Genomic DNA, 15,208 nt, shown 5'->3' with positions numbered 1-15,208 from the left:
CTTTGTATATATAAATCAATTGAGTGGCTATCTTGATGAAACTACCTTAACCTCTTGAAGCAAAAATAGCGGCGCTGACTAGTTTGAAAACGTCGTTAGAGGGGTGTATTGGCTGTGGGTGTTTGTCATTAGAACGCTGCAGGCTATACAATAACGACGATAAAGTGGCAGCCCGGGGCAGTGGCGCCCAGTTGCTCGATGATAACGTGCAGTCTCAATTTCTAATTTCCAATAAAAAGTAGCGCTTCATGCACCCAAGAAATCTTCACAAGAACGGCTATCCCATGGATGCGCTGTGCCAGTCGTATCCCGCACTTAAACCTTTCTTAGTGCGCGCAAAAAGTGGCAAAACGAGTATCGATTTTACCAATCCCAACGCGGTAAAAGCGCTCAACGCTGCGCTGCTTTTCCACTACTATAAGCTTGAATATTGGGACATGCCGGAAGGATATTTGTGTCCGCCTGTTCCAGGTAGAGCCGACTATATTCACGGCATTGCCGATTTATTATATCAATCTGATGAAAAGCGAGACGCTGTTCGGGGTCTAGACGTGGGCGTGGGTGCCAATGCAATTTACCCCATTATTGGAGTGGCCTCGTATGACTGGGAATTTGTGGGCAGTGATGTAGACGGCCAAGCGGTTAAAAGTGCTACGCGAATAGCGAGCAAAAATAAAAGGCTAACCAATAAATTTAGCGTGCGAAAACAAGCCGATAGTGCACATATTTTTGAGGGTATTATTAAGGATAACGAGCATTTCACTTTTACTATGTGTAACCCACCTTTTCATAAGTCTGCAGAAGATGCGTTACTCGGCACTCATCGAAAAACATCAAATTTAGCCCGTAATAAGCACAAGCGTGGTGGCAAACTACCGGCAAAATCACCAAAGGGGTTCGCTCATAGCGCGAAATCAAAAGGGCATAACAAGGTTACAGAAAATGTCGCGAAACAGGCCAACCTAAACTTTGCGGGTCAAGCGAACGAACTGTGGTGTGAAGGCGGCGAGCTTGCGTTTATTCAACGCATGATTAAAGAAAGTGTTAACGTAAAAGACAATGTTGAATGGTTTACCTGCTTGGTATCGAAAAGCGCGCATTTAAAGCCACTTAAAACGAGCATTAATTACTACGGCGCACGTGAATGTGAAGTCATTGATATGGGGCAGGGCAGTAAGGTGAGTCGCTTTATCGCGTGGTCGTTTTAACGACTATTTAGCGGCATAATTCAACAAGAAAAGCCATAAAAAGCGTGCGCATTAATAACGGCATGCGCACGCGTTAACTTTATGCTTAGCCCTTGTTTTCTATATTAGAAAATAGTGCTTAAAAGCAGGCTTTAAAAGCTAAACGTTTTAGATACACCAAATACAATACGCTCATCAGCAGTATCGTAATCTAAGTTAGTATTTTCAGCCGCGATTTCGAAATCAAACCCTTCGTAACTCGTTTGATAAGCTAAGCGGTAATGATAAAACGAGGTTTCATCGTCTTGCCAAATCCACTTGTCGCTGTCTAGCGAGTTCGACACGTCGAAACTTGCGCGTAAATAGTGGTTCGGGGCGAGTTCGAAGGTATGGGCAACCATTGCGATAGCGTGTTTAGCGCCAGTGCCAAAGTAGTCCCATGTGTACCAAAAGTTAAGCTCTGAACTTCCGTAATCGTTAGCGTAACCAAATTTAGTATAAACTTCCGGGTAGTTACCGTCGCTTGAATTGTCACCACCGTGATACGAGTAGTAGGCAATACCGTAGTCGATGCTAACGGTGTCGGTAACCATTTGATAGCTACCTACGTAAAAGTCCCATTCAAGGTTGGTGTCGCCACCAAAATCTACGTTAGATGCCCACGTGCCAGCGTAAGTTCCGTTTTCGAATGCTTTATCAACGCCGCCCTGTAGCGCTGGATCATTTTGGGTCTGGCTGACTCCGTTAAAGGTATAGTCAGAAACCGCTGAGATGTTCGCGCTCCAATCTGCGAAAGATGCTGATGAATAAAGTGTTGCCGCAATAGCAGCAGTGAATACACAAGAAGATGTTAAAGACGCATACGGTTTTTTCATTGTTAAACACCTGTTTTTATCATTGTTTGTATTCGCTTCTCAATTAACACCCTTTAGATGTCTTCCGATAGGCAAGACTTGCCCCGTTGGCTCATTACTGAGCCAATGGGAACAAAAAGTGGGAAGCGATAAATTGCGTTAATTAGTTAAGATTTTCTATTTTCGTAAAGTCGATTTTGTTTTCTTTCGGCGAGGTTTTAATCGCCGTTACCGATTTAAACTTCTGACTTAGAATGAAAGCAAAGCAGCTAAAGAATATGGCAATAACTAGCGCGCCAACCCACTGGATTTGCAAGAAATCTAATTTGAATAATAACGTTAGCAGCGACAGTGCAACGATATTCAAGGCGATGTAATTGGTCTTGCCTATACGTTCAACCGATATGTTGAGGTTATCTGTGTAAAGCCTTATTAATGAATCAAGAGAGTTGATTACAAACACAACGCCGACAAAAACCATCGCTAAATTAGTGATACCTTCCGTTGGGATCCCTGCGCTGTGATAATGGTAAAGCACAGAGAACCAAGCTGCGATAGGAATAGACGGAATGACCATCATTGCCAGTAACACTTGATAGGTTCTAAGGCCGCCTACAAATCGAGATGTAAATTGGCCGATCATTATGCTCCAACTAAACCACCAGAACAGATAAAATGCATGATATTCATTGATAGGCAATACAAAGTTATCAATGTTAGCAAAGTAGCCACCAATAAGACCTAGATTGGTGAAATACGCCATCATTTTGCTTTCGCCAAATATGAATGCGCCGGCCCACATGCCAACAATTAAGGCAATAAACACCCACGTTGTGGTTAGGCTTAAAATACGTACATACTTAATGCTTGTACTTGAGTAAACCGCAAACGCAATGGCCGCGAAAACAATCAGGTAAAAGGCGGGTACGATAGATTCACCGTCACCGACAGAGGGCAGATACCAAGGTAGGTTCGAGAGCAACAAAAATGCCGTGAAAGCACAGGTGCCAATGATCACAACGTTGTTAACTAGCTTAACAACAGGGTTTTCAAAGAATTTAACCTTGGGTTCGATTACGCAGAAATAAAAGCAAGTAAGAAAGTAGAACCCCCAAATTAAGAAACCCCAAAAGCCGAACTCGATAGCGAGTGGGTTGGTGAATGCATATTCAGGACTTGCGCTTATGTCAGCATAACCTGCAAATTCGGTTAGCGGGAACATGATAAGGCCCACGTCTAAACCTGAGGTGAAAAGAATAGCAATAAAGGTAAAGGTTCTAACTGGCGTTACGCCAACCACTTTCATGTTGCCCCATTTAAACAAAATGTACGCGACAGAAAGTAGGGTAAAAATAATGCCTGCACTAAGCCATACTGTCATTATCACCCTCCCAGTATTGATAAAAATGTAACATGTTTTTTCCTTTTTTAGTTATTAAACAGCCCACCCAGCTATGCATCAGCCATATAAAGGCGACATATAGGCACTGTGGATGATGCGCTTGAAGTAACTACAAGCGCATTGGTGCAAAATAGAATGAAATAATTAGCGCTGTTCGGTTTGCCAATTCGGGTGAATAGACACAGGTACGTCCTGTGATGGCAGCGCCGGCTTACCCAAAATCATATCCGCAGCTTTTTCTGCCACCATAATGGTTGGCGCATTCAAGTTGCCGTTTGGAATAGTTGGGAAAATAGATGAATCGACCACTCGCAGGCCTTTAATGCCGTGAACTTTCGTTTGTGAGTTCACGACCGCCATGTCGTCTTCGCCCATTTTGCAAGAACACGATGGGTGGTAGGCGCTTTCAACAGCTTCACGTACAAAGGCGTCTATTTCTTCATCCGTCTGAATGTGTTCGCCAGGCTGTATTTCGCCGTCTCTGAAGTCGTCGAATGCTGACTGAGCGATAATTTCTCTTGTAAGTCTTACGCATGCTCTAAACCCTTCAATATCATCTTGGTGCTGTAGGTAGTTGAACAAAATCTTAGGCGGCACCGTTGGGTCGGCTGACTGAATAGTGACGCTGCCTCGACTTTTAGGCTTGTTATGCCCTACGTGAACTTGGAAGCCATCGCCGTCAAACGCTGACTTTCCGTCATAGCGAATGGCCGCAGGCAAGAAGTGGTATTGAATGTCAGGCCATTCCACATCGGCCTTAGAACGGATAAAAGCGCACGATTCGAAATGATTTGTTGCTCCTAAACCAGAGCGGTTTAGCAACCAACGGGCACCAATAAGGCCCTTTGAAATAAGACCTAGTTTGCGGTTTAGCGTAATCGGTTGTTTGCATTTATATTGGAAGTAAAACTCCAAGTGATCTTGCAAATTCTGACCCACGCCCGGCAGGTGATGTTTTACGTCAATTCCCGCTTTGGCTAAGGCTTCGCTATCACCAATACCTGACAATTGAAGGATATGTGGTGAGCCAATTGAGCCCGCGCTTAAAATAACTTCGTTAGACGTACGTGCCGTTTCGGTTTTACCGTTAACCACATACTCAACGCCTTTAGCCACTTTGTCTTCTAGCACAACTTTAGTTACCAGTGCGCCTGTTACGATGGTCAAATTCTTACGGTGTTTAACAGGGTCTAGGTATTCGCGACTCGCAGAACTGCGCACGCCATCTTTAACGGTCATGTGCATAGGGCCAAAGCCCTCTTGTTGCTTGGCGTTGTAGTCGCTTGTAATGTCATAGCCTGCTTGTTCGCCGGCTTTAATGAAGGCCGTGTAAAGCGGGTTCTTCATTTCATTACCGTTATTGACGCCCAGTTCGCCATTGCCGCCACGGTAAGCATCATTGCCTTTGTACCAGGTTTCAGCTTTTTGAAAATACGGGAGACAGGCTTGGTAATTCCAGCCTTCTGCGCCGTGGGCTTCCCATTCATCAAAGTCTTTTGCATGTCCGCGCACATACACCATGCCATTGATAGAAGAAGAGCCACCTAACACCTTTCCGCGAGGACAGTGCATTTCGCGATTGTTTAGATAAGGTTCTTTCTCGGTATTAAACTGCCACGCGTACTTGTCGGTATTCATAGGAATAGACAGCGCTGTTGGCATTTTGATAAAAATGCTTTTATCAGAGCCACCGGTTTCAAGCAGCAGCACCTTGTGTTTAGGGTTTTCCGACAAGCGGTTCGCTAATACACAGCCGGCAGAACCTGCACCTACAATAATGTAATCAAACGTTTGCATATTCACTCCTTAGGACGCGCCTTAAAACGGGCTCTCTATTTCGCTCATGCCAACGTAAACCGACTTGGTTTGCGTGTAGCTATTAAGCGTTTCAACCCCGTTCTCGCGGCCAATACCTGACTGCTTATAACCGCCTACAGGCATTTCCGCGGGTGAGTTTCCATAAGCATTAATCCAGCAGATACCAGCTTCAAGCTGGTGAATAACGCGGTGCGCGCGCTGAATGTCTTTACTGAATACACCAGCCGCTAGACCTAACTCAGTGTCGTTAGCTCGGGCAATAACTTCATCTTCGTCATCAAAAACTAGCACGCTCATTACCGGGCCAAAGATTTCTTCTTTCACGATAGTCATATCGTCGGTGCAGTCTGTGAAGATAGTGGGTTCAACAAAGAAACCGTTCGGAGCTGACGCAGGAGAGGCTGCGTTGCCACCCGTTAGAAGGGTAGCGCCTTCTTCCTTACCTTTAGCAATGTAGCCAAGTACAAGCTCTTGGTGCTTTTTAGAAATAAGAGCGCCTAGGTTTACGTTAGGGTCGAGCGGATCGCCCATTACAATGTTATTTTCCGTGCGGGTTTTTAGCTCGTCGATAAAGGCTTGATAGACAGAACGCTGTACAAAAACGCGTGTACAGTTTGTGCAGATTTCACCTTGGGTATAGAAATTACCAAGCATTGCCGCGCTTACTGCTTGACTAACATCCGCATCTTCAAATACGACGAGCGGTGATTTACCGCCAAGTTCCATAGTGACGTCTTTAAGGTTAGACGCAGCTGCGCTTTGCATTACCTTTTTGCCGGTACCCACTTCACCGGTAAATGACACCTTCTCAATGTCAGCGCTACTTGTAAGCCATTGGCCCACTTCAGCGGCACCTTGAACCACATTAAATACACCAGCAGGTACGCCGGCTTCGATAAAGATCTCGGCAAGTTTAAGTGCGCCCATCGGCGTTTCTTCAGAAGGTTTGAAGATAAACGCATTACCGGCAGCAAGTGCAGGGCCTGATTTCCAGCATGCGATCTGAATAGGGTAATTCCACGCGCCAATACCTGCACAAACGCCAAGCGCCTCTTTACGGGTATAGAAAAAATCACCGCCAACAGGCTGCTGCGTACCCAGTTGAGTAGGGGCAAGACCTGCGTAATATTCAATAACATCAGCACCGGTTTCAATATCTACGCAGTCAGCTTCTTGAATCGGCTTACCCGTATCAAGCACTTCAAATTTTGCTAGTTCGTCATTACGTTCTCGAAGCAGCGCCACCGCTTTATTTAAAATGCGGGTTCTTTCAATTGGCATCATTGCAGACCAAACCGCAAAGCCTTCTTTTGCGCTTTTTATTGCTTCTTGTTGAATGAACTCATCAGCCACTTCTACGTGGTAAATTACTTCACCGGTTGCGGGGTTGGTTACTGCAAAGGCTTCTTTGCTTTTGTTTGCCATCGGCTTGCCGTGAATAAAATTCTGATAAGTCGGTAATGACATGCATAAACTCCTACGTTAAAAAGGTGCTGAAGATTCTCGCCAAATTGTTGAAGCTAAAAATGTGCAAATAAATACATAACTATAGTTTCAATACGATGAATAGTGTTGAAACTATTTTTCTCTTTCTCAAGAGATAACGTTTATATCAAGTGCTTCACGCTTCATTAAAATCACCGTTACTTTCCAAGCCTGCTGTGCCTCGAACCGTCTATTTTAAGCGCTGAAACGCTTCGTTCTTAACAGTGATTTTATTTTAATTGGTCGTTCAATAAAAATAAATTGTATAGTGCTCTAACTATTATTTCAACTTTGTCTTAGTGAAGGAGGGGGGGAATACATTCATTTTAAGTGAGTGTTAATCAACTAAATAACTGCTACATAAGTAAAAAATCGCAAACATTAAAAAGTGTCTAGTGTCGGCATTTTTTATCACTGAGTGGGTATTTAGGCTCATGACCTAAAGGAAAATGTTTAGCTGAAACTAATTATGTTACGCGAGCGCTGTGATAGTTAGGGTATATGCTTGAAGGAACACGGAATAAAACAGCTTCAAGTCATAACGCAAAAAAAGCGTTGTTCAAGTTCGAAGGAAGGGAGAAGGCGAGTAAGAATGGATACGCTCACTCGCCTTAGGGCAAATTGCCGATTACGTAGCGTGTACGTCTACTTAATTAGGCTGCAGTAATAGTTACCTGAATTGACCGAGAGTGTCGCTTCATCGCCTTTATTCCAAAAAACGACGTTTTTGTTATTCGTATATTTCGCGCCAGATGCCGCGCGCGAAAGCTGCACAATATGATGTGTATTGTTAAGTGTTAATGCCAGAGTGTCTGGACCTAAGCTGTTAACTTTCAGTGAGGTAGTATTCGCGCTGGGGGTTTCGCAGTCATAAACCTTTGCACTGGGCTGTGGCGTGTTAACTCGATCCTGTTTTTCACTTACGGGGCGTTGCTGGAGGTTGGTCGCTTGCGGTCCATTAGGTGTCGGCTGCATAGAGGACAGTGACCCCGAGGTGATAATGGCTTTGACCGTTTCTACTTTATTGCTGTTAAATAGGGTAAGTAATGTATTTTTATCGATAGCGTAAAAAGCGGTCTCTGTAAGTGCATCAATAAATTGCTGCTCTTGTTTCATTAATGCTGGGGCGCACATCTTTCTGCTTAGTGCGATATTGTCAGTGGTTAAAGTAAATCGCTCGTCGCTTTCACTTTCTACATTGATGGTACCCGTGTATCGGTTACATCCTGTGCTACCGCTTATACGGTTGTTACTGATGTTCATAGTAATATTGCTGTAATCAATAATACCGCCTTGTTTAATGCTTTCCACTTGCCAGTGACTATCGGTAAAGGTCGTCAGCTCACTCGGGGTTGATTGCGCACCTAAATCTGATGAAGGTGAACCATCAATATCGGGTGACGTGCTGCAGGCTGCTAAAGAGAAAAGTGCGGCGCCAGTTAACGCCCCAAGATACGTCCTGTAGGTCATAAATACTCCCAATCATCTTTTGTTAATAGCACTATGAGTGAAATAGTATGACTAAGTTCACCTTTGCGTTACTACTGTCGTGAAGACGACAGTTTGTTCGTTAACGTACAGAGTAAACTGGTATTTCGAGATAACTTGTCGTAGATACAGTATGAAAAATTTAGAACAACATTTAAGTGAATACGCAAAGCACCACAGAGACCAACGAAATATATATACCCATTATATTGGTATACCACTTATTGTTTATTCAGTGTTTTGCTTACTGAGCAAGCCAGCCATTGCGGTACACCTTCCGCTAATTGGTACGATTAACGCGAGCCCGGCACTGTTTGTTTGGCTTATCAGTAGTGCGTTTTACATTAAATTAGATGTAAAGCTTGGCCTTATAATGGCGCTTATCACTGGCGCCATGGTCTATTTTGCTCAGCCTATTGCACAGTATGGCGTAGGTACATGGCTGGCTATCTCATTGAGCATATTTGTAGTGGGCTGGATATTACAGTTTATCGGTCATCATTACGAAGGCAAAAAGCCTGCTTTTGTCGATGACATTATGGGGTTAGCCATTGGGCCATTGTTTGTATTAGCGGAGCTGAGCTTTGAACTAGGCTTCAGGAATACACTTAAAGAAGAAATTGAGCGCCGTTCAGGCCCTATTAGATAGCACGAGGTAAGATAGTCAGATGCGCGTTAACATTATCAACGTTAACGCGCATTTCGAATGCTGGGGGCCTATGCTCACCTTGCTATTTAATGGCCTTCTATTTAATCCGTAGTTGCTTCTTACGTTAGCCTTTCATCTTTTCTAAGGTTTCTTTTCGCAGCTGAAGTTTAGATGCTGCGAATGCTTGGGAAGGCAGCATTTTAAGTTGTTCCGCGTATCTCATAGCCGTTGCTAACACTTTCTCTTGTGGCACAGCTGCATCTAAAAAGCCCGCTTTCACCGCTTCGTTACCTTGATAAATACGAGAGAAAAGTAGCGCTTCGGTTTGGCTCGTGTTAGCAAGCCTTGCTTTGGCGAGTTCCATACCAAAAGGCGGTAGTACCATACCGATAGCCGTCTCGTTAAGGCCGTATTTCGTATCCGCATCTTTACCTATGCGCAAGTCTGACGCCATAAGCATAATAGCGCCCATTGCGATACTGTGGCCTTCTGCAGCAACAATAACCGGTAGTGGAAAGCTATAGAGGCGTACAATTAAATCAGCCCCTTTCGATACAAGCTCGTGTTGTTTTTCTTTGTCCCCAGATTTCATAACTGATAAGTCGAACCCGCCGCAGAACTTGCCTTCACCGCCATGCAGTACAACGGCTTTCGCGTTTTTTTCTGCTTCATCAAGGGCATTGTTGAATTGCTCAATAAGGGTAAAGCCAACTGCATTAACTTTTCCGTCATCAAACGTAATGACTGCAATATCGTTATTAATCGCTAAATTAAACGCCATGGTATGTCCTGTTACTTTCTAAGTAGGGGAAGTCAAAACTTCAATGTACGTCACACTGCATTCGGTGCAACTTTCTAGCAGTGATTGTAGGTAATTGATATTTATTATGATAGTGCTTTGTTGCTCATTATGGGGATAACTAATTTTAACCAGAGCAAGCGAAGTAATTCTTTTTTTCCTATATCTATTCAAAAGCCTGTCCCTTTTTACGCTACTAAAACGACTTGCTGCTTTGCGTTTTTCGCTGCATACCTTACACTTGCGCCGAAAGTTAAGAAAAGGGTTGTGATAATGAAACTAAGTGATGTGAAGAAGCTTCATCAGAAGAAATATAGAAACCAGTTTGGCTTCTATTTGGTGGAGGGGGAGCACTTAGTTTTGGAGTTGCTTAAAGTGAGTGATGACGACCACGGCTTTTTTAACGACATTACGCTTTACGCGACGACTGAATATGAGTATTGGATAGGCCAAAATAGCGATATTTCCCGTGCTAATATCAAGGTACAGATCGTATCTTCTCAGCAAATGCAGCAACTCAGCGACACAACATCGCCTCAGGGAATCATTGCTCGGGTACCGTTGCCTAAAACCACAACAAGCACTTCAGATTTTAAAACTGCTATCAGCGAACAAGCGAAGTCTTCACAGAGCAAGTATATTTATCTTTATGAAGTGCAAGACCCAGGTAACTTAGGCACTATTTTAAGAACCCTAGCTTGGTTTGATAATTTCACGTTATTGCTTAGTCCCAATAGCGTAGATCCCTTTAATTCTAAAGTGGTGCGGTCCAGCATGGGCGCTATCTTTCATGTAAATATGGAGCTTAACGTTCCGTTAGATACGCTAAGCGAACGCTTTGAGCGCTTTGCTTTTTTAGACATGAATGGGGCTAATATCAAAACCAAAGGTTTTAAAGACTTTCAGTGCTACCTGTTTGGCAATGAAGCGCGAGGTGTACCTAGTGAATCATTAAGGCAATTAAACGCAACAGTCTTTACCATTTCTGGAAGTGGTAACATTGACTCATTAAACTTAGCCAGCGCCGTTAATATTTGCGCTTACGAGCTAAGGCGCTAAGTTCAGCGCCTACTACACGTTTACGATAGGAATTAACCATGGCATTACAATGGTTCCCTGGGCACATGCACAAAGCCCTTAAAGAAATAAAAGAGTCACTTAATCAAGTTGATATTCTTATTGAAGTATTAGATGCGCGAATTCCTTATTCGAGCGAAAACCCCGAGATTGCCAAAATTCGGGGCGACAAGCCGTGTATCAAAATTCTTAATAAATACGACTTGGCAGACCCAGAATTAACCGCCCTATGGCAAGAAAGCCTCGAAAAAGAACGGGGGGTTAAAACCATAACCACATCGAGTGACAACCCGGGTAATAGCAAGCAACTCATGCAGTTGATTCGCAGTATTTGTTCCTATAAAGAAGGCCAGCCAAAAGCGATAAAAGCAATGATCACGGGTATTCCAAACGTAGGAAAGTCCACACTGATTAATATCCTTGCAGATCGAATAATTGCGAAAACAGGTAATGAACCCGCCGTAACGAAAAGTCAGCAACGCATCAATTTAGGCAGCGGCATTATTTTATTCGATACCCCAGGGGTACTGTGGCCTAAACTAGAAAACCCGAACTCTATATATCGATTAGCTTCATCTGGCGCGGTAAAAAATACTGCTATGGAATATGACGATGTTGGCTTTTTTGCTGCCGACTATCTAATTAAAGCCTACCCAGAAGTAATGAAAGAGCGTTTCAAGCTAGACGAGCTTCCTTCAACTGAAATTGAGTTTTTAGAAGCAGCGGCAAAAACGCGTGGTGCTATCGCTTCGGGGGGACGGGTTAATTTACATAAAATCTGTGAGATCCTTCTTAAGGAGTTGCAGTCTGGTAAGCTTGGTCGGGTCACCTTAGAAACGCCAGAAATGCTAATTTGTGAAAAAGAAGAAATGGCTAAGGCTGCCGCTAAAAAAGCCGAGGCAAAAGCAAAAAGAAAAGAGAAGTTCAAAACTGGCTCTCTAACGCCTGACAAAAAAGATAGAAAAGAAAAGCGCGAGGAAAAGCGCCAAGAACAAAGCCGCAGAATGCGTAAAAAATAAGAAATTAAAAAAACTTTTAATTTTTGCATCTAAGCATCTTTCTTATACGTCTTGTTAACGTGCTGTTAACATTTTTTAGGGCGCCGCCCTTAAGTTAGCAGTGCGTACACTCAACAAGAATAGGATGCCATCATGCAAAAACGTCCGTTATTTTTACCTACACTCACCTTACTCTCTTTAAGTATCGCCTCACAATTTGCCATTGCCGATCGCAACAAGGGCAAAGTACCCATTGTGACGCCCGAATGCTCAAACATTGAAGTCTGCAAACAAAAAGGGGTTTTTACGGACCCGTTTGAAGAGCCACTTGTATCGGGCGAATTTCCCGACCAAAACAACACCAATATAACCAACCCGATAAACAATTACCCTGACAATGGGAAATGTGAGGAGAACGAGGATGGTGTACTGAAGTGTAAACCTGCCGCAGGGAGTCTTGCGCTTTTAAACGATGGTCGTGTGCTCTATTTCAATCCGTTAGAAGGTACCGAAAATGTTGAATACAACGCACTGCTAGAAATTGGTTCAGCAATAATCAACGACCAAACTCGCGTTCTTACCATGAAAAATGACAATGCGAGTTGGATTGCTCCCTCGCCGGTAGATGCAGGCGCAAACCCAGATGGTAATGATTCAGAAACCATTATTGGGGATATTACCGGCCTGTTAGGTACGAGTTTGCCAGTAGACTTGAATACCGACGATGACCGAACTAATAACGATGGTGCGTTATTTTGCGCAGACCTAGTAGGCTTACCTAACGGTGAACTTATGGCAGTGGGCGGTACAGATTACTACCATGAACCTGGGGTTAATACCAGCTTACTAGGAGAGCCAATTAATTTTGGTTTATCTGAATTAGAAGGCCTTAAAAACAGCCGCATTTTTAATCCAGAAGATAACAGCTGGCGCAAAACTGGGGACATGAACTTTGGACGTTGGTATCCCAGCGCCTTGTCTCTGGCTAACGGCAATGTATTGGTAGCCAGTGGTGTAACTAAACTCGTGAAGCCCGTTTATTTAACGCGGCCTGAGACTTCAGGTAGAAACGTAACGGTGACTGAAACCTACGATACCTCGTGCGGAGAATGGACTGACAACGGGCCGCTAGCAGAGCGTTCACTACCGCTATACCCAAGGCTTCATCTATTGCCAAACGGGCACGTGTTTTACAATGGTGGCGGGCAAGCGTTTAATCCTTTTGGGCAAAGTTATGACCAAGCCTTATGGAATATTGTTGCGGCATATGATCCCTCTTCAAAGACGTGGGCAGATTTAGGCTTCGCTGGACTACCTCCCCACCTTAATGAAGCGGGTATAAGCGACTTGGCAAGTTTCCTAAACGTTACCAATACGCAATCAGACACCTCACTTAATGGCTTACTTACGGGGCTCACTGAAGAGTTTATTGCTAACCCGTTTGATGCATTGGCACCTGTTATCGACGACCCCTATCGATTGGCCGATGTACAATCGCTATTGGGCGCTGGCTTTAGAGGTTCTACGTTCTCAATGATGCTGCCGCTAACGCCAGACAGCGAAGGAAAGTACAGTAAAGCCGAGTTTCTTACCGCGGGGGGAGTGTTGACCGGTGTGGCTGCTACTAGCCCAGGGTTATATGTAGGCACTAACTTGGCGCGTATAGACTCGGTCACGATTGACGGCGAAAAAATGCTTTATGATTCACGTTCTACAGGCAGCCTTACGCAAGGACGTTGGTACGGTACGGGCGTATTGTTGCCGACTGGAGAGGTGCTCGTTGTATCCGGTGCTGATAGAGATGAGGTTGTGTTACCTGGTTCAGGTAAGCCCATACTAAAAGCTGAGATATTTGACCCAGAAACGGAAACCTTTAAGCAGGTCGCAGAACAAAATAGGCCGCGTACGTACCACAACTCTGCAGCGCTTCTTCCCGACGGAAGCGTGTTAATTGGGGGGCATGCTCCGATTAACACCGCGTATGCGTATAGTGTTACCTTGCCAGGCTTCTCACCGAACGACGGCAGAGATCCTTCCTTTGAAATTTACAAACCTGCTTATATGTTTGGCGAGCGCCCTGCAATTGGTAAAAAGAACAAAACAGTTTCGGTGGGCGAACGCTTCCGTATTGGGTTAAAAAACGTTGACGAAGTATCGGCGGCAATGAACGCCAAGATAGAGTCGGCGGTGTTAATAAGAAGAACTAACATTACCCACCTTATCGACGGTGACCAGCGCAGCGTTATATTGCCTATCGTGCGCCACAACACCAACAGCATAGTGCTTGAAATGCCTTCACAACAAGCGGTAGTGCCGCCGGGTGATTATATGTTGTTTGTTAATGCACGCGACGAGGAGGGGAACTTGGTACCGTCAGCTTCTAAAGCCATCACAGTAATGGGTGAACTTTCGGCAATGTGCCAATAGGGGAGGTTAATATGTATACACGTATTATTGCTTTTATCGCGTTAACAAGCGTTGCTAGCGTTTTATCGGCTAATGCTTTTGCCCATGGCGCTTCTGCTGTTGCCGGAGAGTGGCTTCCGGTAATTGATAAGGAAATAACAAACGACACATCCATTTTATCCCAAGTTCAAAGCTCGCCTTTAGGCAACGAAATACTCGTGCAGTTTACGGGTGAAGGAAAGGTAGAAGTGCTCGGGGATGATAATGAACCCTTTATTCGTATCACCAAGGCTGGCGTATATGCTAATTGGGATCACCCCATGTGGTTTAAGGTGCAAACCGCAGGTCCGAGACCTTTGCCTGAATGGGTAACAGACGGAAAGCTAGAGTCTAAGTGGACATTAGTGAGCGATAAAAACTATTACGGCTGGTATGACAAACGCTTAGAAAAGACTGACGAACACTCGGATCATTGGAAGATTGCGTTAGCGGTAAACGGTGAACGTAGTGATATTGTTGGATACTTCAAATCGTTGGCGCCACCTAATGAACGGGTTTTGGTTACGGTTGACCGCGACTCTGCACCGATAGCAGACCTATCAGCTATGGTTATTCCAGGCGCTGAAAGCGCTATTAGAGTGAGTTACAGTGGCGATCATCATATGGTGGTACTTGATGAGTACGACGTGCCAATGATTCGTTTCAGCCCGAACGGAGTAGAAGTGAATACACAGAGTAAAGGTTGGCAACAGCTTGGCCGAGCGCCTTTAAATGGCAGTTCTAAGTGGGTGAAACTGTCTTCGCAAGCCGCCTATACGTGGCCAGACAGCCGTCTTAACAAAAGTGAGCAAGCGGGCTGGAAAATTCCTGTATTTTGCCACCAAGATAAGAAGGTGAAGTTCATTCAAGGAGGATGGGTCGAAATAGCTAGCCTCTAAGCTTGTAACTTTGCTATTGCAACAGTAACTTAAGCGATAGGTTTTTATAGAAGGCTGGGAAGCTAAGCTCGCAGCCCGCCTATCGCTTATTACAAGTTTTCGGGAGG

At 44.4% G+C, this 15,208-nt stretch carries 12 protein-coding genes and 1 pseudogene; 7 read left to right on the top strand and 6 right to left on the bottom strand.

The genetic code is table 11. The annotated features are described in order from the left end of the window. Window positions 1–53: 53 nt before the first annotated feature. Window positions 54–242: pseudogene (locus MADE_RS21230) on the top strand (redox-sensitive transcriptional activator SoxR); the annotation flags it as partial. Between the two features lie 6 nt (window positions 243–248). After that, the gene (rlmF, locus tag MADE_RS13880; RefSeq protein WP_023559815.1) at window positions 249–1,208 is read left to right on the top strand and encodes a 23S rRNA (adenine(1618)-N(6))-methyltransferase RlmF; all 960 of its coding nucleotides are present in this window, start codon (window positions 249–251) and stop codon (window positions 1,206–1,208) included. A 131-nt stretch (window positions 1,209–1,339) separates the two neighbouring features. Here rlmF and MADE_RS13875 read toward each other — a convergent pair whose 3' ends face one another. The 5 genes from MADE_RS13875 to MADE_RS13855 form a co-directional block, all read right to left on the bottom strand. Further along, the gene (locus tag MADE_RS13875) at window positions 1,340–2,062 is read right to left on the bottom strand and encodes a TorF family putative porin (protein ID WP_015067703.1); all 723 of its coding nucleotides are present in this window, start codon (window positions 2,060–2,062) and stop codon (window positions 1,340–1,342) included. A gap of 142 nt (window positions 2,063–2,204) precedes the next feature. Continuing rightward, window positions 2,205–3,422 carry a quaternary ammonium permease gene (locus tag MADE_RS13870; protein ID WP_020744022.1) on the bottom strand — a complete coding sequence of 406 codons (1,218 nt, stop codon included), beginning with the start codon at window positions 3,420–3,422 and terminating at the stop codon, window positions 2,205–2,207. Between the two features lie 165 nt (window positions 3,423–3,587). Beyond that, entirely contained in the window at window positions 3,588–5,240 is a 1,653-nt protein-coding gene (betA, locus tag MADE_RS13865) for a choline dehydrogenase (protein ID WP_015067701.1), read from the bottom strand. Window positions 5,241–5,261: 21 nt separating this feature from the next. Continuing rightward, on the bottom strand, window positions 5,262–6,728 hold the full coding sequence (gene betB / locus MADE_RS13860; protein WP_020744020.1) for a betaine-aldehyde dehydrogenase: 1,467 nt from the start codon (window positions 6,726–6,728) through the stop codon (window positions 5,262–5,264). A 663-nt stretch (window positions 6,729–7,391) separates the two neighbouring features. Continuing rightward, window positions 7,392–8,216: an META domain-containing protein gene (locus MADE_RS13855; protein ID WP_020744019.1), complete on the bottom strand. Its 825-nt coding sequence runs from the start codon at window positions 8,214–8,216 to the stop codon at window positions 7,392–7,394. A gap of 151 nt (window positions 8,217–8,367) precedes the next feature. Between MADE_RS13855 and MADE_RS13850 the strand changes: the two genes are divergently transcribed. Further along, window positions 8,368–8,883 (top strand): Mpo1 family 2-hydroxy fatty acid dioxygenase, encoded by a 516-nt coding sequence (locus tag MADE_RS13850; protein ID WP_020744018.1) that lies wholly within the window; start codon window positions 8,368–8,370, stop codon window positions 8,881–8,883. Between the two features lie 124 nt (window positions 8,884–9,007). Here the strand turns inward: MADE_RS13850 and MADE_RS13845 are convergent, their stop codons facing one another. Next, window positions 9,008–9,664 (bottom strand): crotonase/enoyl-CoA hydratase family protein, encoded by a 657-nt coding sequence (locus MADE_RS13845; protein ID WP_020744017.1) that lies wholly within the window; start codon window positions 9,662–9,664, stop codon window positions 9,008–9,010. Window positions 9,665–9,955: 291 nt separating this feature from the next. Here MADE_RS13845 and MADE_RS13840 point away from each other — a divergent pair, with 291 nt between their 5' ends. The 4 genes from MADE_RS13840 (at window position 9,956) to MADE_RS13825 (ending at window position 15,101) form a co-directional block, all read left to right on the top strand. Further along, window positions 9,956–10,741, top strand: a complete 786-nt coding sequence (locus MADE_RS13840; protein WP_023559814.1) for a TrmH family RNA methyltransferase — start codon at window positions 9,956–9,958, stop codon at window positions 10,739–10,741. Between the two features lie 38 nt (window positions 10,742–10,779). After that, window positions 10,780–11,778 (top strand): ribosome biogenesis GTPase YlqF, encoded by a 999-nt coding sequence (ylqF, locus tag MADE_RS13835; protein WP_015067695.1) that lies wholly within the window; start codon window positions 10,780–10,782, stop codon window positions 11,776–11,778. Between the two features lie 132 nt (window positions 11,779–11,910). Further along, the gene (locus MADE_RS13830; RefSeq protein ID WP_023559813.1) at window positions 11,911–14,184 is read left to right on the top strand and encodes a galactose oxidase early set domain-containing protein; all 2,274 of its coding nucleotides are present in this window, start codon (window positions 11,911–11,913) and stop codon (window positions 14,182–14,184) included. Between the two features lie 11 nt (window positions 14,185–14,195). Beyond that, window positions 14,196–15,101 (top strand): hypothetical protein, encoded by a 906-nt coding sequence (locus MADE_RS13825; RefSeq protein WP_023559812.1) that lies wholly within the window; start codon window positions 14,196–14,198, stop codon window positions 15,099–15,101. The last annotated feature ends 107 nt before the right edge of the window (window positions 15,102–15,208 follow it).

Origin of the sequence: Alteromonas mediterranea DE, assembly GCF_000020585.3 — a bacterium.
Lineage (GTDB): Bacteria > Pseudomonadota > Gammaproteobacteria > Enterobacterales > Alteromonadaceae > Alteromonas > Alteromonas mediterranea.
Note: the sequence above shows the minus strand (reverse complement) of the source record. Positions and strands in the feature narration are given on the sequence as shown.

Coding starts and splice junctions, on each gene's coding strand:
- MADE_RS13875 (WP_015067703.1), bottom strand. CDS start 2,062: ATGAAAAAACCGTATGCGTCTTTAACATCTTCTTGTGTATTCACTGCT.
- MADE_RS13825 (WP_023559812.1), top strand. CDS start 14,196: ATGTATACACGTATTATTGCTTTTATCGCGTTAACAAGCGTTGCTAGC.
- betB (WP_020744020.1), bottom strand. CDS start 6,728: ATGTCATTACCGACTTATCAGAATTTTATTCACGGCAAGCCGATGGCA.
- MADE_RS13845 (WP_020744017.1), bottom strand. CDS start 9,664: ATGGCGTTTAATTTAGCGATTAATAACGATATTGCAGTCATTACGTTT.
- ylqF (WP_015067695.1), top strand. CDS start 10,780: ATGGCATTACAATGGTTCCCTGGGCACATGCACAAAGCCCTTAAAGAA.
- MADE_RS13870 (WP_020744022.1), bottom strand. CDS start 3,422: ATGACAGTATGGCTTAGTGCAGGCATTATTTTTACCCTACTTTCTGTC.
- betA (WP_015067701.1), bottom strand. CDS start 5,240: ATGCAAACGTTTGATTACATTATTGTAGGTGCAGGTTCTGCCGGCTGT.
- MADE_RS13830 (WP_023559813.1), top strand. CDS start 11,911: ATGCAAAAACGTCCGTTATTTTTACCTACACTCACCTTACTCTCTTTA.
- MADE_RS13850 (WP_020744018.1), top strand. CDS start 8,368: ATGAAAAATTTAGAACAACATTTAAGTGAATACGCAAAGCACCACAGA.
- rlmF (WP_023559815.1), top strand. CDS start 249: ATGCACCCAAGAAATCTTCACAAGAACGGCTATCCCATGGATGCGCTG.
- MADE_RS13840 (WP_023559814.1), top strand. CDS start 9,956: ATGAAACTAAGTGATGTGAAGAAGCTTCATCAGAAGAAATATAGAAAC.
- MADE_RS13855 (WP_020744019.1), bottom strand. CDS start 8,216: ATGACCTACAGGACGTATCTTGGGGCGTTAACTGGCGCCGCACTTTTC.